A 24232-nucleotide genomic window follows, 5' to 3' on the forward strand; every position below is an offset into this window, starting at 1 on the left:
TATTATCAGAATAATAATTTCATTTCAAGATATGCAAATATCTGCTCTGCCATCAGAAAAAATATGCTCAAATCTACCAACTACGATTTCTAAACTCGACCGAATTTAATAATAAGCGATATAAAGCTTGCTACAATTCTCGAACATTTTTTAAAATCACCAAATAATATCATTTTGCCATATTTTTCTTTGACAAGCATTTTATACAGTCATCTATTAGATTTCTTACTCAGGGTACTCGCTTCCCCAGCGTAGAAAAATAATGGCTTAACAAGGAAAATTTTATGTTTTTTATAAAGAAACATTATGTAATAGGCACCATCATTTGCAGTCTCATATCACAGACTGCTTTTGCTAGAGATATTTATCGTAACGAAGACCCTCAAGGCAGAATTACTTATTCTGATATAGCAACAACTGAATCAAAAAAAATCAAACTATCCCCCCAAACATATCGGTATCTGCATCAAGTTACTAAAATATATGATGGGGACACGATTGTACTTGAAAATGGTCAACGGGTGCGCCTACTAGGTATCAATACCCCCGAAATTGAAAGCCGATACCGGAAAAGCGAGCCAGGCGGGATAGCTGCAAAAAAGTGGCTGCAAAGACAATTACGCAACAAAAAAGTGTATCTGGAATTTGATCAAGAAAAATATGACCGATACAAACGATTACTCGCACATGTGTATCTACCCAATGGCCAGCATCTTAATACGGCATTAGTGGAAAACGGGCTAGCCGTATTAAACCTGATTCCACCCAATTTACGTCATGCCGGGATCATGCTTAAAGCACAACAACGAGCAGAGGAGTTGGGTTTGGGAATCTGGTCCATCTCAGCATACAAACCTCGCCCGCTTACTCAAATCTCAGAGAAAACTAATGGCTGGCAACGCTATACCGGTATAGCAAAATCAATAAAGCACAGCCGGAAATATAGCCGACTCATATTTAATCATAAAATGGATATTCGTATTGCCAATGACAGTCTTCCATTATTTCCCGAATTAAAAACCTATCTGGGAAAATCATTAGAAATTCGTGGCTGGATATCGCGAAAGAAGGATCACTATTCAATACGTATTCATCACCCCAGTGCAATTTTATTTCGGTGAATGAGGCAGGATTTCCTAAAAACCGCCATATCGAGAGCGTTTTTGCCAGCGAATCCGAGGAAGAATTAAACCAAGTAGCAAGCCCACGAATAACACCAACGCACCAGCAACAAACCAATCTCTCTCTTGACGGCTACTAAACTCGCTATTCTCCCGCTGCAAGGTATCGATATGCGTTTTGGCTGCTATCAACTGCTTACCCAATTTTTTATTTCTCATCTCTATTTCAAGAACATTTGCAGCTGTCTGTTTTATCTCTGCCAGTTCACTCTCTAATCGTTTGTTTTCTCGTTCGAGATCAATAATGCGCGTCGTTGCACTATCATAGTCATTCTTCACAGTAATTAGTTGAGCACGCATGCTGCTACCCTTAGCGGCACTGTTCGTCAACTGGTTCCTCAGTTTTTCCAATTGATCTCTTGCTGCCGGTCTAGTCATTAGATACCGGCTCAACACCCATCCTTCTGTGCCGCCACTCGTCTTTACCCTGGTATAACCTTTTTCAGGATCCTGCTCCACTATTTCCAAAGCAGCTCCGCTTTGAATCATACGCTGTATAGCATGCTTGCCACTCGGTCCACTTCTTAGCGTAATTTCAAACTGATCACTGACATAGCGTGTCTCTGCCTCCACCACTAATGATAAGCACAAAAGTAAGCCAATCAATCCAATCCGTAATGGTACTGAGATACTTGATTTCATTAATTTTTATTACTAAAAGCCAAATTAAACAGAACAGAAAAAGAACCAATATTCCGGGAAGACAACTACCTTCTTAATCGCATTATTCAATATGCAGAGATATTAATCAGACAATATTAGGAAAACGGAAATTTATCAGGAAATTTCATAATCAACAGTCAGAATCTCGAGCAAGTGCCCATTACTATCACGAAAATAGACACCACGGCCACCGTAATTATGATTAATCTTCATATTTTCAGATTCATATGGACTACTCCCGTATTTAATATCTTCATTCTCAAGGCGATGAAAAATCCTATCAAATTCTTGCTCAGTCACTTTAAACGCATAATGGTGTGAATCAAACTGTTCTTTACAGGAAAAATCCAAAGTAAGCGTATCGTTCACACGTACCACAATAAAGTGTCCGAATTCACCAATATATTCAAAGTCAAATATTCTTGAGTAAAATTTGGCAGATTCAATCTTATCGAATACAGGCACGATCGTATGATTCAACGTTATGGACATAAAACAACAGCAATCTCCATTAGTAAGTTCTGGCTTTAGGCGGAAAGGATTCAACAGTTAACGGCTTCAATCGTACTGGTTTATAATCCAGCCTCTTATCCTCACTAAAATATAGCGTGTGCTTCAGCCATTTATTATCATCTCGCTGAGGAAAATCATTACGAGCGTGAGCGCCACGACTTTCACAACGCCCTTCAGCCGAAATCATAGTTGCCATTGCAACTTCCTTCATATTATCCAGCTCTAGTGCTTCTATACGAGCTGTATTAAACACTTGACTCTTGTCTTTGATTTCCACACTTGTAATGCGTTCTGCTATTTCATTAATTTTTGTCACACCCTGCGCCAACATATCAGCAAAACGAAAGACACCGCAATACATTTGCATGGTTTTACGTAATGCCTCGCCCACCTGCGCGACATTCTCACCGTCTTTCTGATGATTCAGACGTGCCAAACGAGCGAGTGTCTTGTCAGCTGCATCTGCTGGCAATTGTTTATGATGAGGACTTTTTCTAAGTTCTTCAATAATCCGATTGCCTGTTGCCCGCCCAAATACCACAATATCCAGCAATGAATTTGTTCCTAAACGATTTGCACCATGTACAGAAACACAGGCGCACTCCCCAACCGCATAAAAACCGGACACCACCTCTTCGGGTCCGGTCTTATAAGGAATAACAACCTGACCATGGAAATTAGTCGGAATCCCCCCCATCATGTAATGAACAGTCGGTGTCACCGGAATAGGATCGTAAATAGGGTCTACATGAGCGAATTTCATAGCGATCTCACGAATACCCGGCAAACGTGCTTTGATTACATCTGCACCCAAATGATCCAATTTCAGCAACAGATGATCGGCATCCTCGCCGCAACCACGCCCCTCCCTGATTTCCATGGTTAATGCGCGCGAAACCACATCGCGACTGGCTAAATCCATAACATGAGGCGCATAGCGCTCCATAAAGCGCTCGCCATTTTTGTTCAGTAAATAACCGCCTTCGCCACGTACAGCCTCGCTAATTAATACGCCTACACCATGCACACCGGTCGGATGAAATTGCCAGAATTCCATATCTTCCAGTGGAATACCTGCACGGGCCGACATTCCTAGGCCATCACCTGTATTAATGAATGCATTGGTACTGGCCTGAAAAATGCGGCCTCCACCACCGGTCGCAAACAGCGTAGCCCTGGCCTGCAAAATCATTACTTCACCCGTTTCCATCTCCAGCGCCGTAACGCCCAATACATCACCCTGCTCATTGCGAATCAGATCTAACCCCATCCATTCAATAAAAAACTGAGTGTTTGCATTTACATTACGTTGATAAAGTGTATGCAGCAGTGCGTGCCCTGTCCGATCAGCCGCTGCACAAGAACGCGTTGCCTGCGCGCCGCCAAAATTCTGAGACTGCCCACCGAAAGGACGCTGATAAATTTTGCCATTCTCCAAACGATCAAATGGCATACCAAAATGTTCCAGTTCATAGACTACTTCACTTGCGTGACGACACATAAACTCGATAGCGTCCTGATCCCCCAAATAATCGGAACCCTTGACCGTGTCATACATGTGCCAATGCCAGTTGTCTTCCGTAACATTCCCCAACGGAGCAGCGATTCCTCCCTGTGCCGCAACCGTATGTGAACGTGTTGGGAATACCTTGGATAACACCGCTACCTTAAGCCCAGCTTCTGATAGTTGTAGTGCGGCGCGCATACCTGCTCCACCAGCACCAACAATAATTGCATCAAATTTTCTTTTTGTTATTGCCACATCAACCCCATAAGATTTCAGCAGACCATATCAGATAAAATAGCAATGACAGAATAACCAGTATCTGCAAAGTCAAACGCATAGCAGTAACATGTATATAATCCATCAGAATATTACGGACACCAATCCAAGCATGCCAGAAAAGGCAAACAAAAAAGAGAAAGGTAGCGATACGCATCCACTGGTTATTAAACACAGTCTTCCATGTCGTATAATCATGCGGAGATATCACTGTCACGACCATCCCCAGCAACAGTAAATACGCTATCATCAATACAGCAGATACTCGTTGTACCAGCCAGTCTTTTGAACCATAATGTGCGCCCGTTACAATACGACTTGCATGCTTCACCATATTGCGAATCCTATCAGCAAGGTAAGAATGATGCCAAACACTAATACCAGCTTACTACTCATACGTGCCGGCCTCAACATAACACCATAATGTAAATCTAGCGCCAGAAAACGAATACCGGCACACAAATGATGAAGAAAAAACCATAATGAAAAAATCAGCACACCTTTAATAGTCGGACTATGCAAATAATTTGTTAAAACCTCATAAGAGTGCCGAGAATCCAGCATCATTTGTAAACCATAAAGCAATAGCGGGATGCCCGGGAAAAAAAGTAGGATACCGCTGACACGATGCAGAATTGAAATAACAGCAGGCAAAGGCTGTCTGATCTTAAAGAGATTTAGATGTTTGGGGCGTTTATTTTGTAATTTCGCTTCCATGCGGCAAGACTCTATTAGGATAATAAGATTATAAAGCCAGGGTGCAAAGTTCCAAACTGGAATAGAAGTGTAATCTGTTATATCGCATGACACAACTCATGACTTTACTTTATCGTGAACAATCTTGCTATGCGATCTGAAATTAAAATTAAAAAAATGGAACGAATGAAGAAAACCGAGCCCTCTTTTTAAACTTGAAAAAGTGCTACTCTACCATTCAGCTACGCTCGCATGATAAAATTAATCCACCAAAATCATTAGCACTTCGCAATTTACCCGATTCAAGGTATATTTTAGAAATGATACAACTCATTATTAACGGTCAGCCTCAGCATTTTGCTCCCCCCATAAGCGTCACTCAATTAATTGAACAGTTAGCATTGCGCGATAAGCGAATTGCTATTGAATGTAATGGAGAAATAATCCCGCGCAGTAAGTTCTCCGAACAGCTACTGGCTGATGGCGATCAACTCGAAGTTGTAATTGCGGTCGGAGGGGGCTAACTTACCTTGTTTGATCATAAAATTCTAGCGAACAATACTTTCGACTTTTTTACAGGATTTCATGGATAATCTCATTATTGCTGATAAGGTATACACCTCTCGGCTGCTGGTCGGTACTGGCAAATACAAAGATTTCACCGAGACTCGCGCGGCTGTTAATGCCAGTGGCGCACAAATTATTACCGTAGCAATCCGACGTACCAATATTGGTCAACACTCCAACGAACCTAATCTACTTGACATATTACCGTCTTCGCAATATACATTATTGCCCAATACTGCCGGCTGCTACACTGTGGAAGATGCTGTCCGCACGCTGCGATTGGCACGTGAACTGCTAGATGGTCACAATCTGGTAAAACTGGAAGTATTGGGTGACCCAAAGACCCTTTATCCAAATATGGTAGAAACCATTAAAGCTGCTGAAATTTTAATAAAAGAAAATTTTCAAGTGATGGTTTATACCTCAGATGACCCAATAATTGCTAAGCAATTGGAAGAAATTGGTTGTGTCGCAATCATGCCGTTAGCTTCATTGATTGGTTCTGGCATGGGCATTCTAAACCCATGGAATCTGCAGATTATTATTGATAATGCAAAGATTCCGGTGCTAGTTGATGCTGGCGTAGGCACAGCATCAGATGCAACGATTGCGATGGAGTTAGGTTGTGACGGTGTATTAATGAATACCGCGATCGCGGCCGCGCAGCATCCAGTTTTGATGGCTTCGGCTATGCGCAAGGCGGTCGAAGCAGGACGTGAGGCCTATCGTGCAGGACGCATGGCCAAGAAGCTTTATAGCGCCAGTCCCAGCTCACCAATCGATGGGGTTATTGCCCGCTCACATACTCAAGTAGCAGATAAAACAGTCTAATTTTTCTTACGCCTACTCCGCCATTTTATTTACCCATGACGCAATCTATTCGCAGCTTCGTTCTTCGTCAGGGCCGTATTTCCAACGCACAGCGCCGTGCCTGTGAGATATTGCTGCCCCAATACGGTGTTTCATTTACGGAAAACTTAATCAATCTTGATCAGATTTTTGATCGAAACGCGCCTAAAATATTGGAAATCGGATTTGGAATGGGAGAAAGTACCGCTGTTATTGCTCAGACCCATTCTGACAATGACTATCTTGCTATCGAAGTCCATACCCCAGGCGTAGGCAGCCTGCTCAACCAAATCGAGACGTTTAGATTGAATAATCTCCGTATCATACAACATGATGCCGTTGCTGTATTACAACACATGTTACCGGACAATTGTTTGAATGGAATACATGTCTTTTTTCCTGATCCATGGCCAAAGGCAAAACATCACAAACGTCGTCTGATACAGCCTAAGCTCATATCGCTCTTATGCCAACGCTTAAAAAACAATGGTTATATCCATATTGCAACTGATTGGGAGCATTATGCCGAACAAATACTCACGGTATTAAGTAGTGAGGCACAACTCACTAACACGGCTACAGACTACGCACCTCGACCCAGTTACCGGCCGCTGACCAAGTTCGAGCAGCGGGGCTTACGGTTAGGACATAACGTATGGGATTTGGTCTTCCAGAAAAATTAGATAACCATATCTTATTCCATCTAATCGGAATGTAAACTGTGCTATTTCTTAGTAGGCCATGCATAATTACAAATGGCAGATTACTATTATCAGAAATATGGTTTTGAGACAATGCGAGGCTTTTGCAAAAGCCCTCGCCAGAAGTTTTCGACTATTGATTATAAAAGGTTAACTTTTCAACTATTGGGGTTTTGCAGAGTTCTCCAAGTAACTTATTACCATTTCTCTATTAGCCTTCTCCTCCGGCAAAAAAATCTGCAATAAGTCATTCAAAAATCGCCTGCCCTTCATAGTGGGAACAATGCGCTGGTGATCACGCAAAATTAGCTCACGCCGCTCGGCTTCCATAAGCGGTTGTTGTACCGTTGTGATTGGCAGGCCTGTCCGTTCATAAAATATCTCTGTTTCAAAGCCCGCGGTTAACCGCAATGCATTCATCATAAACTCGAACCCCCGATCAGCACGATCTAGCTCATGCTGAGTTTGTATAGGTGGATCTTCAATCGTATTCATTCGCCCCGCCTTGGCAAGGTACTCCTTGGGCTGCTTAAAACGCATTTGCCGCACGATTTTATCTACAAAACTAATTTTACTATGTGCACCCGCTCCAATACCCAGATAATCCCCAAATAACCAATAATTCATATTATGACGTGATTCCCGCCCCGGTTGCGCAAATGCAGATATCTCATAGTTAATATAGCGACTGTCTGCGGCTAATTGCTCAATCGTCGCCTGCATCGATGCTGACAACTCATCATCCGGCAACGGTGGAGGATAGCGATGAAACAAGGTATTCGGCTCCAGTGTCAGATGATAGGCAGAAATATGAGAAACACCCAAAGTGCAGGCAGTTTCAATATCCGACCGCGCTTCTTCTAGAGTCTGACCAGGCAATGCATACATCAGATCAAGATTCACATTATCAAAATTTTTCAATGCGATATCAACAGCACGATATGCTTCAAGATCATTATGCACGCGCCCTAGTTTGCGCAAGTGTCCAGGATTGAAGCTCTGAATACCGATGGAAAGGCGATTGATGCCCGCCGCACGAAAATCTGCAAATTTTTTTGCCTCAAATGTGCCCGGATTAGCTTCCATTGTAATTTCAGCAAAATGCTCCAATGGCAGTAATGTTCTTACCGCAGTAAGTAAGGTATCGATAGATTGCGCACTCAATAAGCTCGGCGTCCCTCCACCTAAAAATATACTGGCTATACTACGTCCCCAGATATTTGGCAAAGCAGCTTCTAGATCATGAATCAGTGCAGAGATATATTCATCTTCCGGTATTCCACTATCTCCGCCACGAACTTCATGAGAGTTAAAATCACAATAAGGACATTTCTTTAAACACCAAGGAATATGAATATAAAGGCTCAGAGGCGGCAGCGCTTTTAATCTGGGTGACTGTGAACCGAGTATGGATGCAGGAGAAATAATAGCTGCCACGAATGAATAACCCTAGAATTAAAATAACTTTCAGATGACTACGAGTAGTCTGGAGAGAAATACGACGTTAACACATATCAAAAATATACTCGATAGCAAAGACCGCTGCATAACTGTATTTTTGAACTTTTCTGATTACTTGCAGCATTGATAAATCAAGCACTTAAAAACCTTGTCCAGCCCGAGATAACCAGTTATGCAGCGGTCTTTAGCACTGACTAACAAAACGTCGGCATACTTCTTCAAGTCACGATCTGATCATCTTAAGCCATAAAATATATCATAGCTGATTCAGGCTACTTTGATTCAATCAGATCGAGTTCTCTATAGCTCCGTCCACAACTACATTAAGTTTTTCTAAAATCTTTCTACCCAGCAGCATAGGGGTTGAGAAATGCGAACGATCAATCAGGTTAACCTTCACATTATGCGGCTCCCCATCAAAATAAATCGACATTTTCACAATCGGACGCAAATCATAACTTTCCAGTTCTCCTTCTTCCATGGTTCCCTCACTCGCACGATTCTTAATTTTAGAAAAACCGACAACAGGAAGATTATAAACCGGCGCCTGTTGAATATCCGGATGGGAAACCTCGAACTTTACATATTCTTTATCATTCTTTTTATAAATATGAATATCTTTTGCAGAAATGGAGGCTGTGACAGCACCGGTATCTAGTTTTGCCATGACCGGAATCGCATCCGGCAACAACGTAACCGGCTCTATATAACCGTAAACTGATTTATCTTTAACAAAATGAGTCGATATCAAAGTAGATACCGCGATACCCAATAAAATAAAAACAAAATTCTTCATCATTTTTTTTAATTTCATAAATATCTATTTATTCTAAGATCTAATGATAAGAGGCCTTTGCAAAGCCCCAATAGTTGAAAAGTTAACCTTTTATAATCAATAGTCGAAAATTTCTGGCGAGGGTTTTTGCAAAAGTCTCGAGAATATTAATCCATATTGCTATCGATCAGAGGATGACACACAAATACGATTCTATCTATTTGATTACACCTATTTTAATACCATGAATAATCAACACCCTACACTAAAATAGCCGCCTTTTCAAATCCTCCGGATGTTAGGCAGCGATTAACAGAAGGCAGAATACGATCATTCTATGATAAAAATAAGTTTAATCGTACGGCAATAAAAGATACCTTATATTCGTCATCGCTTCTTCCATCATCGCACACTAATACCCAAGTATACGGCACACGAATTAATGTCTTTATCAAACCATTTCCGTTCTAACTTTCCCTCATCCGCACCTGATTCGGGATAACTGCAACTCAAGCCTAGCTAGCATCAGCGTAAAAAACCTGACAATGTCTCACCGAAATCATTAGCTTGTGCATCGTCTTTCATTTTTTCCAAGAAATAACTGCAACTGTGGAAATAGTGTACGTTCCTCATAACGCACATGAGTCACAATAAGATCAGAAAATCGATATAAACGCGCAACAGGCCCAAGCTGGCAGGGCCCGCAGGCAAGCATACGAAGTTCAGCGTGCTCAGCGGAAATACGCAGAACTGATTCAGAATCGAGAACATCTACCGCAAGCCGCATTAATCGTTCTTCTTCTTCAAAATGTGTGGCCAGCAGCGTATGCCAATGGTTTTCTACCTCGATCATTGCTGCCGAGCAAGCCGTCATATTTTTACTATCCGCCGCACGTCGAGCAGTACGTGCCAACACTAGCGAAGCATGATGTTCGCGCGATAGTGGAAGCAATGCACCCGTTCTAGGCATTTTTATAAATACTCATAAGACAAAAAAATAATTATACACTGAGCTGCTTTCATTATTTTCATGAAAAAGCTCAACCAGCCTCTCTTCCAGATATTTTTTCATTATCTAAAATATTTTGAATCTCCGCACTGGAATCGCCCGACCACGACCATCTTATACCCACTCCACCAATGCATGATCTCATCGATCCGCATCCTTCCTGATACCCTCTGCCACCAAACTCGAAGCAACCTATTTACTCAATCCAAATATGCTGCTGGAATTAATTGAGATTTTTGCAAAAGTCCCTAATTATATGTCAGGTTATCTTGGCAGACCGATACTCCCATACCCAAACTAAAATCATCATATTTTCTTCTCCATAATGGGGAATAAGAAAGTATTTTATTTACTCATAGCCATGGGCATCTGCAACAGCGAAAGAAGCATTTTTACATAAAAACCCATTACCATTATGGGATTTTTCCAGGGTATGTTTATAAACAACTGAAAATAATATATTTTATTCCCATCACAACAAAAAAACCTTCTAATCTCCAGGCATGCCTATTTATTTAATCTAATCTAAAAATAATCGGAACTTTTTTTTAAAACAAACCTCTCAGCTTTATGTGTTTAGCCGAATTATTTACGAATTCTGGGTTTAAACACATCTCTCGATTTTCAATTAAATTTGAGTAGAGGAGACAGTAAAATGGCAATAGCAACAGAAACAAGTGGCGCGTCAAGCGCTAAGGGTGACTATGACATGGCGGAATGGTACGATTCGAAGTACTATAAAATCGGCTTAGTGATAATGCTTTGTGTAGCGACTTTCTGGATTTGGTACCAGCGTACATTTGCTTACTCACATGGCATGGATTCAATGGAACCGGAATTCGAACGTGTGTGGATGGGATTGTGGCGTGTTCATATGACTATCATGCCACTATTTGCATTGGTAACCTGGGGTTGGATCTGGAAGACTCGCGATACCCAGGAACAGTTAGATAATCTGGATCCAAAGCTGGAGATCAAACGATATTTCTATTGGATGATGTGGTTGGGTGTATACCTGTTTGGTGTTTATTGGGGTGGTAGCTTCTTTACTGAACAAGATGCATCCTGGCACCAAGTCATTATCCGGGATACTAGCTTTACCCCAAGTCATGTAGTCGTGTTTTATGGCTCATTCCCGATGTACATTGTCTGTGGTGTCGCTTCATATCTATACGCAATGACTCGTCTGCCACTATATAGTCGCGGCACATCATTTCCGCTGGTTATGGCAATTGCGGGACCACTTATGATCTTGCCAAACGTAGGGCTTAATGAGTGGGGCCATGCCTTCTGGTTTATGGAGGAATTGTTCAGCGCACCACTGCACTGGGGCTTTGTGATATTGGGCTGGGCTGGATTGTTTGCAGGAGGCATTGCAGCACAGATCATCACACGTTATTCCAACCTGACAGACGTTGTTTGGAATAACCAAAGCAAGGAAATTCTCAATAATCGGATTGTTCCTTAATTAGACAGTTATAGCTATTTATTCTCTACAGTTTGTATAAAGACAGACTGTAGAGAATTGTACGATCAGACAAGTAATGCAAGGCAACACTCCGACGCATCGCTTTATTTCAATATAATTGTTGCGCATGAAAAAGCAAAATATATTGAAAAGTTAATATTCGTTCTAACGGATAAAGATTCCTTCCCATTTCATTATTTGAAGCCCCCATCATAACGAATTGAAGTACGTCTCTACCGTGTTCTTCCGCTCATCCTTAGAAGTTTGCCTCAGCCAACATCGTCTCAACCGTATTGAAGAGACTCTTTATCAGATTTACTCTCGATCGTAGTAATTATCGCAGGAAGCACATTCCCATAATCGGATTATAGAGACATTTTTCCTGAGATATGTCCACAAACATGACTAGTCTCAATTTGGCGAATAGACTGCCTATTTACGTAAAAGACCTCCTTATCAATTCGCTTTGTACACCACCGACATATTGATTGAGACCTTTGCAAAACCCCAATATTTTAAAAATTAAACCTTTATAATCAATAGCAGAAAACTTCTGGTGGGCGCTTTTGCAAAAATTTCATTTCATGAATCAGTATGCCTAAAGCATGCTCAAATACTCTACAATCTATCGAAATAACCAATATTTTTAATATCAATAAAAATCAATAGATTATACTACCGTTCGTGACCAACAGATTTAAGATAGCTTAACCCCATTATATCTCTCAGAATTCATATGAAAATAATTCCATATCCATTACACACCGAACCTTATATTGCACCAACCTGGCTACCCGGAGGAAATGTACAAACGATTTATCCATATTTAATGAAACCAGCAAAAACAATTATTTATAGACGAGAGCGCTGGGAACTCAATGATGGTGACTTTATAGATGTTGACTGGGTAGATGGAACTAGTGGCAATCCATTCGTTGTTTTTTTTCATGGACTTGAAGGGGGATCATGCAGTCACTATGCGATAAATATTATGCGCTCACTACAAGAATTGGGCTGGCATGGTATCGTCATACACTTTCGTGGTTGCTCTGGAGTACCTAATCGATTACCACGCGCCTATCATGCCGGAGATTCCGCTGAAGTTGACTGGATACTAAAACGTATTGTGCAGCAGAATGGTCTATTGGATTCAAATCAACCACTGTATACAATCGGTGTATCTTTAGGTGGCAATGTCTTGTTGAAGTGGTTGGGAGAACAAGGCGAACACGCAAACAAACTAGTAGCAGGCGCAGTCACGATTTCCGTTCCCCTGGATCTTACTGCGGCCGGCTCCGCGCTAGACTCAGGATTTAATCAGTTATATACACGCCATTTTCTCAGCACTTTAAAATATAAAGCATTGGAAAAACTGGATCGTTTCCCTGGACTGCTTGATGCCAATGCGATATTGGCCTGTTCCACGTTGCATCAATTCGACAACTCCGTCACGGCACCATTACATGGTTTCCGTAATACAGAAGATTACTGGCAACAATCCAGCAGTAAGCCTTGGCTCGAACATATTCGAGTACCCACACTCGTTATTAATGCACGGAATGATCCATTTATGCCCGCTTCCGTATTGCCCACACAGAAAGATGTTTCTTCTGCTGTGACATTAGAATTTCCTGAAGAAGGAGGACACGCTGGTTTCATGAATGCACCCTTCCCTGGCAAACTCACCTGGTTACCTAAACGTGTTATCAGTTTCTTTTACCATGAATGCGGGGCCGCTTTGAAAGTAAAAAATGAATCTGATTAAAACAATAAGATATTGCCATCATTCTCTACTAATCATAAAAACTTAACCACAAATGCATTATCCATCTGACCGGGCAAAGGGATTTTAACTCGGTGGCCACTTCCAGGCGCTACTCTAACCGCATTACCATTGCTATCTTGCATGTGTGATAATTCGATAATCTGGTTGCCGGAAGGATGAACAATTTCTAAGCGGTCACCCACCTCAAAACGATTTTTTACCAATACATCAGCCATACCACTGGTTTTATCGAAACCCGTGATATTACCGACATACTGACTGCGATTTGATTCCGAATGTCCACGCAGATAATTTTGCATCTCATTAGTATGGTGTCGCTGATAAAAGCCATCGGTATAGCCACGATTTGCCAGCCCTTCCAACTCACCCAGCAATGATGGATCGAATGGTCGCTTTGCCAGCGCATCATCGATAGCCTGACGATAAACCTGTGCAGTTCGTGCAACATAATATAGCGATTTGGTACGACCTTCGATTTTGAGTGAATCTATGCCGATACTGACCAATCGCTCAACATGTTCTACTGCCCGTAGATCTTTGGAATTCATAATATAGGTACCGTGCTCATCCTCCAGAATAGGCATCAACTGACCAGGCCGCTCCTTTTCTTCTATCAGATAGACCTGATCAGCAGCAGGATGACGTTGAAATGTTTCACGTCCAGCGCCCTGATCTGTAAAATCTGACTGACTGTTCGATTGCATGAGTGCCTGGTTAAAGTCAAAATCAATTTTTTCTGTCGGCTGGATATCACCGCTTGCATTTTCCTCGGCTGATTTAACCTTATAATCCCAGCGACATGAATTAGTACAGGTCCCCTGATTAGGGTCCCGGTGATTAAAGTAACCGGATAATAAGCAACGTCCAGAATAAGCAATACACAGGGCACCATGAACAAATACTTCTATCTCCATATCCGGACAGAGATCCCGAATTTGTGCAATTTCATCAAGTGAGAGTTCTCGTGACAAAATCACGCGTGTCAAGCCTATTTTTTGCCAGAATTTTACACCCATATAATTAACCGTATTCGCCTGGACAGACAAATGAATAGGAATCTCGGGCCATTTCTCTCGCACAAGTAAAATCAATCCTGGATCAGCCATAATCAGTGCGTCCGGCTTCAAGGCAATCACCGGTGTCATATCTGCCACATAAGTTTTAATCTTTGCGTTATGTGGCATGATATTACTAGCGACATGAAACTTTTTATTCATCGCATGCGCTTCAGCAATACCTATTTCAAGTCGTTCCAGATCAAATTCGTTATTACGAGCGCGCATGGAATAACGTGGTTGACCCGCATAAACAGCATCCGCGCCAAAAGCAAAAGCGGCACGCATTTTCTCTAATGAGCCAGCAGGTAGTAAAAGTTCAGGAGCTTTCAACATGGTGTAAAATTGATATTGGTTTTCAGGGAATTTGAGTGATGACCAGTCTATAAGCCGACAGTGATGCGATATCAAAATAACCGCATCTTGTTTGCTGCAACATACAGAAAATCAACTACTCCATTTTGAATTGTAACATCATGTCTATCAATCCTGTTTTTATTCATTTACGATTACATAGCGAATACTCTATTCTGGACAGCACTATCCGTATTGATGAAGCTGTCTCAAAAGCAACTGCGGACGGTATGCCAGCACTGGCGCTGACTGATCTTTCCAATCTATTTGGTCTCGTAAAATTCTACCAGAGTGCCTGCAGAAGAGGGATAAAGCCGATTATTGGATGCGATGTTTGGATTAGCAATGAAGTTAATCGTGATAAACCTGCACGTCTTTTGCTTCTTTGTCAGTCCTATTCCGGATATCTATTGCTATGTCGCTTGTTATCCAATGCTTATCGCACAAACCAATATCGTGGGAGAGCTGAAATCAAGCGATCATGGTTTGATCAGAATGAACATGGAACCGATGGACTGATTGCCTTATCAGGTGCACGTTTTGGTGATACCGGCCAGCTTCTAATGCAGAATAACCTGTCACAAGCCGTAGAACAGGCCCAACAGTGGGCAGATTTGTTTCCTGAGCGCTTCTATATTGAAATACAAAGAGATGGCTACCTCAATGAAGAGGCACTCGTACAGCATTCGCTCATGCTAGCATCAAATTTGGATTTACCTGTCGTCGCAACCCAATCAGTACAGTTTTTAAATCCAAATGACTATAGAGCACACGAAGCACGCGTATGCATCGCAGAGGGTTACGTATTGGGGGATCGACGACGTCCAAAAAATTTTACTGAGCAACAATACTTCAAGACACAGGAAGAAATAGCTACCTTATTCGCAGATATTCCCGCTGCACTTGTCAATAGCGTAGAGATCGCAAAACGTTGCAATCTTGTACTGAAGCTAGGTGTTAATCAATTACCCTTATTCCCCACTCCTAATAATGAAAGTCTGGAACACTACTTACGCGATCAGGTGCTGATCGGATTAAAAGAGCGCATCGAAGCGCGCTTTCCAGATGCTAATGAACGTAGCACACAATGGCCTAAATATCGCGCAAGAACAGATTTTGAAGTGAGTACAATTATACAAATGGGCTTTGCCGGGTATTTTCTGATTGTGGCTGATTTCATCAATTGGGCTAAGAAGAATAATGTGCCGGTTGGTCCCGGCAGGGGTTCCGGAGCAGGCTCTCTGGTTGCCTATTCTTTGGGCATTACTGATCTTGATCCATTGCGTTACGATTTATTGTTTGAACGTTTCCTCAATCCAGAACGAGTATCGATGCCAGATTTTGATATTGATTTTTGCCAAGACAGACGCGAACACGTCATCGAATATGTCAAGCAACGTTATGGCACTGAAAGCGTCTCACAGATTGTCACATTTGGCACCATGGCAGCAAAAGCAGTGGTCCGTGATGTGGGCCGTGTACTCGATTTACCTTATAATTTTGTCGACCAGCTAGCAAAATTAGTACCGTTTGAATTGGGCATGACATTAAAAAAAGCGCGTGCCGTAGAGCCACAATTAAATCAACGCGCACATGAAGAGGAAGATGTGCGTAATCTGCTCGAGCTCGCCGAAAATCTTGAAGGACTTACCCGTAATGTCGGCATGCATGCTGGCGGGGTATTAATATCACCAGGAAAAATTACCGATTTTTGTCCTGTATATTGCACTGAATCGGGCGACTCAGTTGTTAGCCAATTAGATAAGGATGATGTTGAGAAAATTGGCTTGGTAAAATTTGACTTTCTTGGATTACGCACTCTGACAATCCTGGATCGCGCAGTCGCGTACATCAGGCAGCAAGACTCAGCAATACGTCATCATACCCTCACCACACCGCGTACGGAACCTTTTACACTGGAAAACCTGCCATTAAATGATGCCGCAACTTATGCATTACTGCGACAAGGCAATGCCGTTGGCGTCTTTCAGTTCGAATCACGTGGTATGAAAGATCTATTGCAGAAGGCAAAGCCGGATTGTTTCGAGGACATTATAGCGCTGGTAGCATTATATCGCCCAGGACCAATGGATCTCATTCCCGAATTTATAGAACGCAAGCATGGAAAACGAGTTGAGTATCTTGATCCTCGTTTGCAACCCATACTGAGTCCAACCTATGGAGTGATGATTTATCAGGAACAGGTCATGCAGATCGCACAGGTAATCGGCGGTTACAGCCTTGGCAGTGCCGATTTATTGCGCCGTGCGATGGGCAAGAAAAAAGTTGAGGAAATGGCACAACAGCGCGATATCTTTGTTTCAGGTGCAATGACTAACGATTTAACCGAGCAAAAGGCAATCGAACTATTTGGTTTGATGGAGAAATTTGCAGGTTATGGCTTTAATAAATCTCATGCCGCCGCTTATGCCTTAATCGCATTCCAGACTGCCTATCTTAAAACACATTATCTGGCCGAGTTCATGGCCGCCTCTTTGTCAGCTGATATGGATGACACCGACAAAGTACATACATTCATTGAAGATAGCCTGTCCAATGGACTTATCATTCTCCCACCAGAAATCAATCTGTCCAGCTATCGCTTCATACCCGTCGATAAGAACACGATCAGATATGGCCTGGGAGCGGTAAAAGGAACAGGTGAAACAGCCATTGCAAGTATTACCCAAGAACGCGATCAGAATGGGTTATTTACTGATTTATTCGATTTTTGTTGTCGGGTAGACAGACGTATTGTCAATCGGCGTGTCATGGAATCGCTCGTTCGCGTTGGTGCATTTGATGCCAGCAATCCCAACCGTGCCAGTTTGCTGGCATCCATTGACATTATCATCGAATCAGCTGAACAGATTAGTCGCACAGTTAGTCAAACTAGCTTGTTTACGGATGGTGAAAACGCATTATTGCGCCCTCAACTAAATGACATAGTCCAGTGGTCCGACAGAGAAAAATTACAAAATGAAAAACTAGGGCTGGGTTTTTATCTAAGCGGACATCCTTTTACTACCTATGCGGAAGAACTCAAACAGTTTATACCTACTCGACTAGATCGTCTAAATTCTCAACGAGAATCGCAACTTCTGGCCGGCATTGTTTACTCTGTGCGCACACAAATGACTCGTCGGGGAAGAATGGGTATTATTGTTCTTGATGATGGCAATACGCGTATAGAATTGGTTGTTTTTAACGAGCTATTCAGTGTTAACCGAGACCGATTGAAAGAAGACCAGCTCCTCATAGTAGAAGCTAAAATCAATTATAGAGGCTATAATAATGATAATAACAACGAGTTAAGAATCACAGCCGAGAAATTATATGATCTCGCAAGCGCCCGCTCGCGCTATGCCAAACAGATCAAATTATATTGCGATCAATTATCCCTAACTCCGACTTCCAGGCTGAAAGCGTTACTCACGCCTTACTGTGATCAGAATAATACCCCTGGTCTCGATAAAAACAATACAAATAATGAGCGCCTATACTGCCCTATCTCGATCGTTTATCAAAATCAAAGTGCGGTTTGTGAACTTGAACTAGGTTCTCACTGGAAAGTAAGCCTACACGATGATTTACTACAATCCTTATCTGTCCACTTTCAGGAAAAAAATATCCAGATAATTTATTAAATTCAAACATCCATCCGATACAAAATCGCAATATTGCTAAAAAACCTTATGCGTCCCGATCGATCAAGCCCGCGCACTTTCCACGCATATCAAGGATAACAAGCCAATTGATTTCCAAGACACGAGGTCTTTGCAAACCCCCAATAGTTTAAAATTAATTATTTATAATCAATATACTAAGACTTCTGACGAGGGCTTTTACAAAGGTCTCAATACATCAATCTCATTTATCACAATTCCAGCAGCGGGCTCATCGGATATTCCAATGCTTCCTTCATTGCAACGAGCGACAATACTGCTTCGCGGCCATCTATAATCCGATGATCATAAGATAGTGCAAGATAATTCATAGGCCGAATGACTATCTGGCCATTTTCAACGACAGGACGCTCCTTCGTTGCATGAATACCCAGAATGGCACTTTGTGGCGGATTAATAATCGGAGTAGACAGCATTGAACCAAATACGCCCCCATTGGTAATGGTAAAAGTACCCCCTGTCAGCTCTTCAATAGTCAGTCGACCATCCTGAGCACGTTTAGCAAGATCAGCTATTTGCCTTTCAATTTCGACAAGTGATAAACGATCCGCATCACGAATAATAGGCACGACCAAACCACGTGGACTCCCAACAGCAATGCCAACATCATAATAATCATGATAAATAATATCATGACCTTCTACCGAAGCATTAATAATAGGAAACTTTTTCAGTGCCGCAACAACGGCTTTAACAAAAAATGAGGTAAAGCCAAGTTTTACACCATATTCTCTTTCGAATTCATGCTTGTAACGCGTACGCAAGTCAATAATCGCCTGCATATTGACTTCATTAAAAGTAGTGAGTATGGCCGCAGTAGCTTGAGACTGCACCAAGCGCTCCGCAATGCGCATTCGCAAACGCGACATAGCCACCCTTCTATCAACACGCTCACCCGTTGATTCATCAGTATCAACCGGAACCGACGCTACCTGATCTTTTAAAGACCGGTCAGATTTATTCTGCACATACGCCTGCACATCTTCTTTAGTAATACGTTCACCCCGTCCTGTACCTCTAATTGCGTCTATTTCTGTCGCTTCCAGATCACTTTCTGCCGCGATCTTCTTCGCTGCCGGCATCATCACGGGCATATTTTTATCGGTATTTCGAGCGATCAGGGCATCATCATGTTCATCTGCTGTAGCCGCAGACTTTAATTGCGATGATTCCGTACGCGCAACAGACGACTCAGTCGGCTCGGATACGATCTCAGCCTGCGCGTCGGTATCTATTTTAGCTATGACCTCTCCACCTACCACGGTTGCACCATCATCCTTAATAATTTTTATCAATACACCCGCCTGTGGTGCTGGTAGCTCGAGGACAACCTTGTCGGTCTCAACATCAATTAAATTTTCATCTCGTTTTACATATTCACCCTGTTTCTTATGCCAGGAAACCAACGTTGCTTCCGCCACTGATTCAGATAACGCAGGTACTTTGACTTCAACTAGCATGATAGTATTTTCCTCTCTCTAAATTTTCTCTCTGAATGCGGCTACAATTAATTCATTCTGTTTGAATTTGTGTCTTGCTAGATAGCCATCAGCCGGTGATGCAGATGAAGGACGCAACGCATAACCAAGAACCTGATTTGGCCGCGTGTGTCGTAAAAGATAATGTTGAATCCGATGCCAGGCTCCTTGATTACCGGGTTCTTCCTGGCACCAAACCACCTCGTCTGCCTCAGCATAGCGTTCTATTTCAGCTTGAAAATCCTCGTGTGGAAATGGATAAAGTTGCTCAATACGAATGATGGCCATATCCGTGATTTTCTTCTCCTGACGATAAGCCAGCAACTCATAGTAAATTTTTCCACTGCAAACAATAACACGTCGGATTTTCCTAGTATCCAGCTTTTCCATTTCTGAAATCACGGGCTGAAAGACGCCACTAGCAAGCTCATTAAGACTTGACACAGATTGTTTATGTCGCAACATGCTTTTCGGGCTCATAATAATCAGTGGCTTACGGATCGGCCGAATCATCTGACGTCGCAACAGATGAAACATCTGTGCAGGCGTTGATGGAATACAAACCTGAATATTGTAATCTGCACATAATTGCAAATAACGTTCTAATCGCGCTGAGGAATGTTCAGGCCCCTGTCCTTCATAGCCATGTGGCAGCATCATTACCAAACCACATAACCGACCCCATTTAGCTTCCCCAGAGGCAATAAATTGATCTATGACAACCTGTGCACCATTGGAAAAATCACCGAATTGCGCTTCCCAAATTATAAGTTCATTAGGCTGAGCTGTAGCATAACCATATTCAAAACCCAATACAGCTTCTTCCGACAGCAATGAATTGATCACTGCAAAATCGGCTTGTTTAGGTGAAATATAGTACAAAGGAACATGAATACGATCATCTTCACGTTCTGGGCTTTGATTATGTAAAACAGCATGTCGGTGGAAAAATGTACCCCGTTCGGAATCCTGTCCTGAAATACGTACCGGATAACCATCCTGCAAGAGTGCAGCATAAGCCAAGCTTTCTGCCATACCCCAGTCAAGAGGGAGTGTCCCTTCGCCCATCGAGCGGCGGTCATCGATAATCTTCTCGACCCGGGCATGCAATTTAAATTTATCCGGAATATCAGTCAGTCGTAGTGCCAGATATTTCAGTTCTTTTATAGGTAATCCTGTTTTTACCTTCTGATTCCACTTAGTCGGTTTCAGAAAGGGGGCCCAATTTACTGAATAAGGTGATTTATATTTATAACAAACACTTTTGTTGGGATTAATTCCTGTATCCATTGCATTGCGATAGGCCTGCACCATATCATCCGCTTCACCCGCCTGAATCACACCTTCAGCTTCCAGTCTATCTGCGTAAAGCTTACGTGTACCAGGATGTTCCCTGATAATTTTATACATTGCTGGCTGGGCCACCATGGGCTCATCTTGCTCATTATGGCCAAGACGACGAAAACATACCATATCGATTACCACATCTCTATGAAACCGCATTCGAAAGTCCAGCGCAATCTCGGTCACCATAGTCACTGCTTCTGGATCATCGCCATTAACATGAAAAATTGGCGCCTCTATCATTTTTGCTACATCAGTGCAGTAAAGTGTAGAACGACTTTCACTAGAATCAGAAGTAGTAAAACCAATCTGATTATTGATGATGATATGGACGGTACCTCCCGTACCATAACCTCGTGTCTGTGATAGATTGAGTGTTTCCATCACAACGCCCTGCCCGGCAAAGGCTGCATCGCCATGAAGTAATACGGGCAATACCAGGTTACCGAGTTTATCGTTCAATCGATACTGACGAGCCCGCACCGAACCCTCGACAACCGGATTAACAATTTCAAGATGCGAAGGATTAAAGGCAAGTGCTAAACGAACAATACCTCCAGGAGTCATAATTGCTGAGGAGAATCCTTGATGATATTTAACATCACCCGAAGGGAGTTCTTCTATATGGTCTTCTTCAAATTCCCGAAAAAGATCAGCAGGCATTTTTCCCAGGGTATTAACCAATACATTCAGCCTTGCACGGTGGGCCATACCCATCACAATTGCCTGTACACCCATTTGACCTGCACGCTGCAGCAAGCAATCCAGCAGTGGGATCAGACTTTCGTTACCTTCTCCCGAAAAACGTTTCTGTCCCATATAGCGGGTATGCAAGTATTTCTCTAAGCCTTCTGCCGCATTCAGTCGCTCCAGAATATGGCGTTTATACTCTGGAGAATAACTAGGTCGAGAGCGTTTTCCCTCCAGTTGAGCCTGTATCCAACGTTTCTGCTCAACATCAGCAATATACATATATTCAACACCAACCGTACCACAGTAAGTTTGCCGCAATAACCGTAATATTTCCTGTAGCGTTGCATAATCGGGACCCACTAACGAACCCGTATTAAATACCGTGTCCATATCATGATCAGCCAATCCATAATAGAATGGGTCAAGCTCTGGAGGGTCTGGTCTTTCCATGCATCTGAGGGGGTCCAGTTGGGCCTGACGCACGCCTAAATACCGATGCATATTGATCAGCTGCAATACCGCGATCTGTTTGCGGTCATTCGTATCAATACGTATAACTTCTGAACTATAATCCTGATCAACATGAGACATGAGTTGTGGTCTCACTATTGCATCACGTGATTGATTCTCTGTAATCGTCTCTTGTGTATCCTGAATCCTGTCAAAATAATTACGCCAGGCCGGCGTTACTGACATTGGATTATGCAGATATTTTTCATAAAGCACCTCAATAAAAGGTGCATTCGAACCAAATAACAGGGAATCTTCGAATAATTGCTTATTCATGGCCGGCAGCCCCACTTGGAAATAAAGCTATTTACGTAATGCAGCTGAAGGGATATTGCGCATGGTGATTCCAGTATAGAGTTGGCGAGGACGTCCTATCCTATGGTTCGGATCGGAAATCATTTCACTCCACTGAGCTACCCAGCCTACAGTGCGCGCCATGGCAAAGATAGCAGTAAACATAAAGGTCGGGATTCCCAGCGCACGCTGTACAATACCCGAGTAAAAATCCACATTCGGATAGAGCTTTCTGGAAATAAAATATTCATCTTCAAGCGCTATTTTCTCCAGTTGAAGCGCTAATTTGAATAAACGATCATTCTGTAAACCCAATTCATTTAATACTTCATGGCAGGTTTCCCGCATCAGTTTTGCACGCGGATCAAAATTTTTATACACTCGGTGACCAAACCCCATCAATCGATAAGGGTCATCCTTATTTTTAGCACGTTGGATGTATTCATCAATCCGTGAAACATCACCAATCTCTTCTAACATGTTCAAGCAGGCTTCATTTGCACCGCCATGTGCTGGCCCCCATAAACAAGCAATGCCTGCCGAAATACAGGCATAGGGGTTGGCGCCGCTGGATCCAGCCAGACGTACGGTAGACGTAGAAGCGTTCTGTTCATGATCAGCGTGCAAGATCAGAATCCGATCCAAAGCGCGTACAAGGACAGGGTTAAGCTTATATTCTTCCGTTGGCACCGCAAACATCATATGCAAGAAATTTTCAGCATAACTTAAATTATTACGAGGATAGATAAAAGGCTGGCCGATATTGTACTTATAAGCCATAGCAGCAATCGTTGGCAGCTTTGCGATCAAGCGAAAGGCGGATTGCTCGCGATGCGCAGCATTAGTAATATCCATTGCTTCGTGATAAAACGCAGACAATGCGCCAACCACACCGACCATTAATGCCATTGGATGCGCATCACGTCGAAAACCCGTATAAAATTTAACCAGCTGCTCGTGCAGCATAGAGTGATTCTTGATGGTGTTATCAAACGAAGTTTTTTGCTCACTTGTGGGCAATTCACCATTCATCAGCAGATAACAGACGTCAATAAAATCGCATTGTGCTGCCAACTGCTCAATCGGATATCCACGATACAGCAATATTCCCTCGTCACCATCAATAAATGTTATTTCAGAGCTGCTGCTAGCAGTAGAAATATAGCCAGGATCATAAGTAAACATACCGCTCTTAGCATGCAGTGTACGAATATCTACTACATCTGGTCCCATAGTACCAGATATGACAGGAAGTTCTATTGATTGACCACCCTTCCCAAAATCTAAGGTTGCTGTACCTTTTTGTACCATGTCATTCTCCACTTATTGCATTTTAATCTGTTAATAAGCACTGCTCAGTATAAGA

19 protein-coding genes are annotated in these 24232 nt (G+C 42.4%); 7 read left to right on the plus strand and 12 right to left on the minus strand.

Going from position 1 to position 24232, the window contains the following annotated elements:
• Window positions 1-284 precede the first annotated feature (284 nt).
• Entirely contained in the window at window positions 285-1121 is an 837-nt protein-coding gene (locus BUQ89_RS11060) for a thermonuclease family protein (protein WP_028460725.1), read from the plus strand.
• 15 nt (window positions 1122-1136) lie between these two features.
• Here BUQ89_RS11060 and BUQ89_RS11065 read toward each other — a convergent pair whose 3' ends face one another.
• The 5 genes from BUQ89_RS11065 to sdhC form a co-directional block, all read right to left on the minus strand.
• Window positions 1137-1823, minus strand: coding sequence for a TIGR04211 family SH3 domain-containing protein (locus tag BUQ89_RS11065; RefSeq protein WP_028460726.1), 687 nt, complete (start codon window positions 1821-1823; stop codon window positions 1137-1139).
• Window positions 1824-1958: 135 nt separating this feature from the next.
• Window positions 1959-2336: a VOC family protein gene (locus BUQ89_RS11070; RefSeq protein ID WP_028460727.1), complete on the minus strand. Its 378-nt coding sequence runs from the start codon at window positions 2334-2336 to the stop codon at window positions 1959-1961.
• 19 nt (window positions 2337-2355) lie between these two features.
• On the minus strand, window positions 2356-4119 hold the full coding sequence (gene sdhA / locus BUQ89_RS11075; protein WP_028460728.1) for a succinate dehydrogenase flavoprotein subunit: 1764 nt from the start codon (window positions 4117-4119) through the stop codon (window positions 2356-2358).
• Between the two features lies 1 nt (window position 4120).
• Window positions 4121-4474: a succinate dehydrogenase, hydrophobic membrane anchor protein gene (gene sdhD / locus BUQ89_RS11080; protein WP_028460729.1), complete on the minus strand. Its 354-nt coding sequence runs from the start codon at window positions 4472-4474 to the stop codon at window positions 4121-4123.
• Entirely contained in the window at window positions 4468-4857 is a 390-nt protein-coding gene (gene sdhC, locus BUQ89_RS11085) for a succinate dehydrogenase, cytochrome b556 subunit (protein WP_028460730.1), read from the minus strand. Before sdhC ends, sdhD begins: the two co-directional genes overlap by 7 nt.
• Before the next feature lie 299 nt (window positions 4858-5156).
• On the opposite strand from sdhC, the gene thiS reads away from it, so the two are divergent.
• The 3 genes from thiS (at window position 5157) to trmB (ending at window position 6935) form a co-directional block, all read left to right on the plus strand.
• A complete protein-coding gene (gene thiS / locus BUQ89_RS11090; protein ID WP_028460731.1) occupies window positions 5157-5360 on the plus strand; it encodes a sulfur carrier protein ThiS in 204 nt (67 codons plus the stop codon).
• A 61-nt stretch (window positions 5361-5421) separates the two neighbouring features.
• On the plus strand, window positions 5422-6234 hold the full coding sequence (locus BUQ89_RS11095; protein ID WP_028460732.1) for a thiazole synthase: 813 nt from the start codon (window positions 5422-5424) through the stop codon (window positions 6232-6234).
• A gap of 35 nt (window positions 6235-6269) precedes the next feature.
• The gene (trmB, locus tag BUQ89_RS11100; RefSeq protein ID WP_028460733.1) at window positions 6270-6935 is read left to right on the plus strand and encodes a tRNA (guanosine(46)-N7)-methyltransferase TrmB; all 666 of its coding nucleotides are present in this window, start codon (window positions 6270-6272) and stop codon (window positions 6933-6935) included.
• Window positions 6936-7115: 180 nt separating this feature from the next.
• Here trmB and hemW read toward each other — a convergent pair whose 3' ends face one another.
• From hemW to BUQ89_RS11115, 3 genes are all read right to left on the minus strand, one after another.
• Window positions 7116-8381: a radical SAM family heme chaperone HemW gene (hemW, locus tag BUQ89_RS11105; RefSeq protein WP_083399492.1), complete on the minus strand. Its 1266-nt coding sequence runs from the start codon at window positions 8379-8381 to the stop codon at window positions 7116-7118.
• A gap of 319 nt (window positions 8382-8700) precedes the next feature.
• Window positions 8701-9228: a putative ATP-dependent zinc protease gene (locus tag BUQ89_RS11110; RefSeq protein WP_074202607.1), complete on the minus strand. Its 528-nt coding sequence runs from the start codon at window positions 9226-9228 to the stop codon at window positions 8701-8703.
• A gap of 523 nt (window positions 9229-9751) precedes the next feature.
• Window positions 9752-10159 carry a hypothetical protein gene (locus tag BUQ89_RS11115; protein ID WP_051537487.1) on the minus strand — a complete coding sequence of 136 codons (408 nt, stop codon included), beginning with the start codon at window positions 10157-10159 and terminating at the stop codon, window positions 9752-9754.
• Between the two features lie 694 nt (window positions 10160-10853).
• Between BUQ89_RS11115 and BUQ89_RS11120 the strand changes: the two genes are divergently transcribed.
• Both BUQ89_RS11120 and BUQ89_RS11125 read left to right on the plus strand, forming a co-directional pair.
• Window positions 10854-11666, plus strand: a complete 813-nt coding sequence (locus tag BUQ89_RS11120) for a methane monooxygenase/ammonia monooxygenase subunit C (RefSeq protein ID WP_028460735.1) — start codon at window positions 10854-10856, stop codon at window positions 11664-11666.
• A 736-nt stretch (window positions 11667-12402) separates the two neighbouring features.
• On the plus strand, window positions 12403-13431 hold the full coding sequence (locus BUQ89_RS11125; RefSeq protein WP_051537488.1) for a YheT family hydrolase: 1029 nt from the start codon (window positions 12403-12405) through the stop codon (window positions 13429-13431).
• A 32-nt stretch (window positions 13432-13463) separates the two neighbouring features.
• Here the strand turns inward: BUQ89_RS11125 and trhP are convergent, their stop codons facing one another.
• On the minus strand, window positions 13464-14843 hold the full coding sequence (gene trhP, locus BUQ89_RS11130) for a prephenate-dependent tRNA uridine(34) hydroxylase TrhP (RefSeq protein ID WP_028460736.1): 1380 nt from the start codon (window positions 14841-14843) through the stop codon (window positions 13464-13466).
• A gap of 140 nt (window positions 14844-14983) precedes the next feature.
• Here trhP and dnaE point away from each other — a divergent pair, with 140 nt between their 5' ends.
• On the plus strand, window positions 14984-18508 hold the full coding sequence (gene dnaE, locus BUQ89_RS11135; RefSeq protein WP_028460737.1) for a DNA polymerase III subunit alpha: 3525 nt from the start codon (window positions 14984-14986) through the stop codon (window positions 18506-18508).
• Between the two features lie 230 nt (window positions 18509-18738).
• Here dnaE and odhB read toward each other — a convergent pair whose 3' ends face one another.
• The 3 genes from odhB to gltA are packed head-to-tail and all read right to left on the minus strand — an operon-like array spanning window position 18739 to window position 24177.
• Window positions 18739-20007, minus strand: coding sequence for a 2-oxoglutarate dehydrogenase complex dihydrolipoyllysine-residue succinyltransferase (odhB, locus tag BUQ89_RS11140; protein ID WP_028460738.1), 1269 nt, complete (start codon window positions 20005-20007; stop codon window positions 18739-18741).
• An 18-nt stretch (window positions 20008-20025) separates the two neighbouring features.
• Window positions 20026-22848, minus strand: coding sequence for a 2-oxoglutarate dehydrogenase E1 component (locus BUQ89_RS11145; protein ID WP_028460739.1), 2823 nt, complete (start codon window positions 22846-22848; stop codon window positions 20026-20028).
• Window positions 22849-22875: 27 nt separating this feature from the next.
• Window positions 22876-24177, minus strand: a complete 1302-nt coding sequence (gene gltA / locus BUQ89_RS11150; protein ID WP_028460740.1) for a citrate synthase — start codon at window positions 24175-24177, stop codon at window positions 22876-22878.
• Window positions 24178-24232 lie beyond the last annotated feature (55 nt).

Source organism: Nitrosomonas cryotolerans ATCC 49181 (assembly GCF_900143275.1).
In the GTDB taxonomy this organism is placed as follows: Bacteria; Pseudomonadota; Gammaproteobacteria; order Burkholderiales; family Nitrosomonadaceae; genus Nitrosomonas; species Nitrosomonas cryotolerans.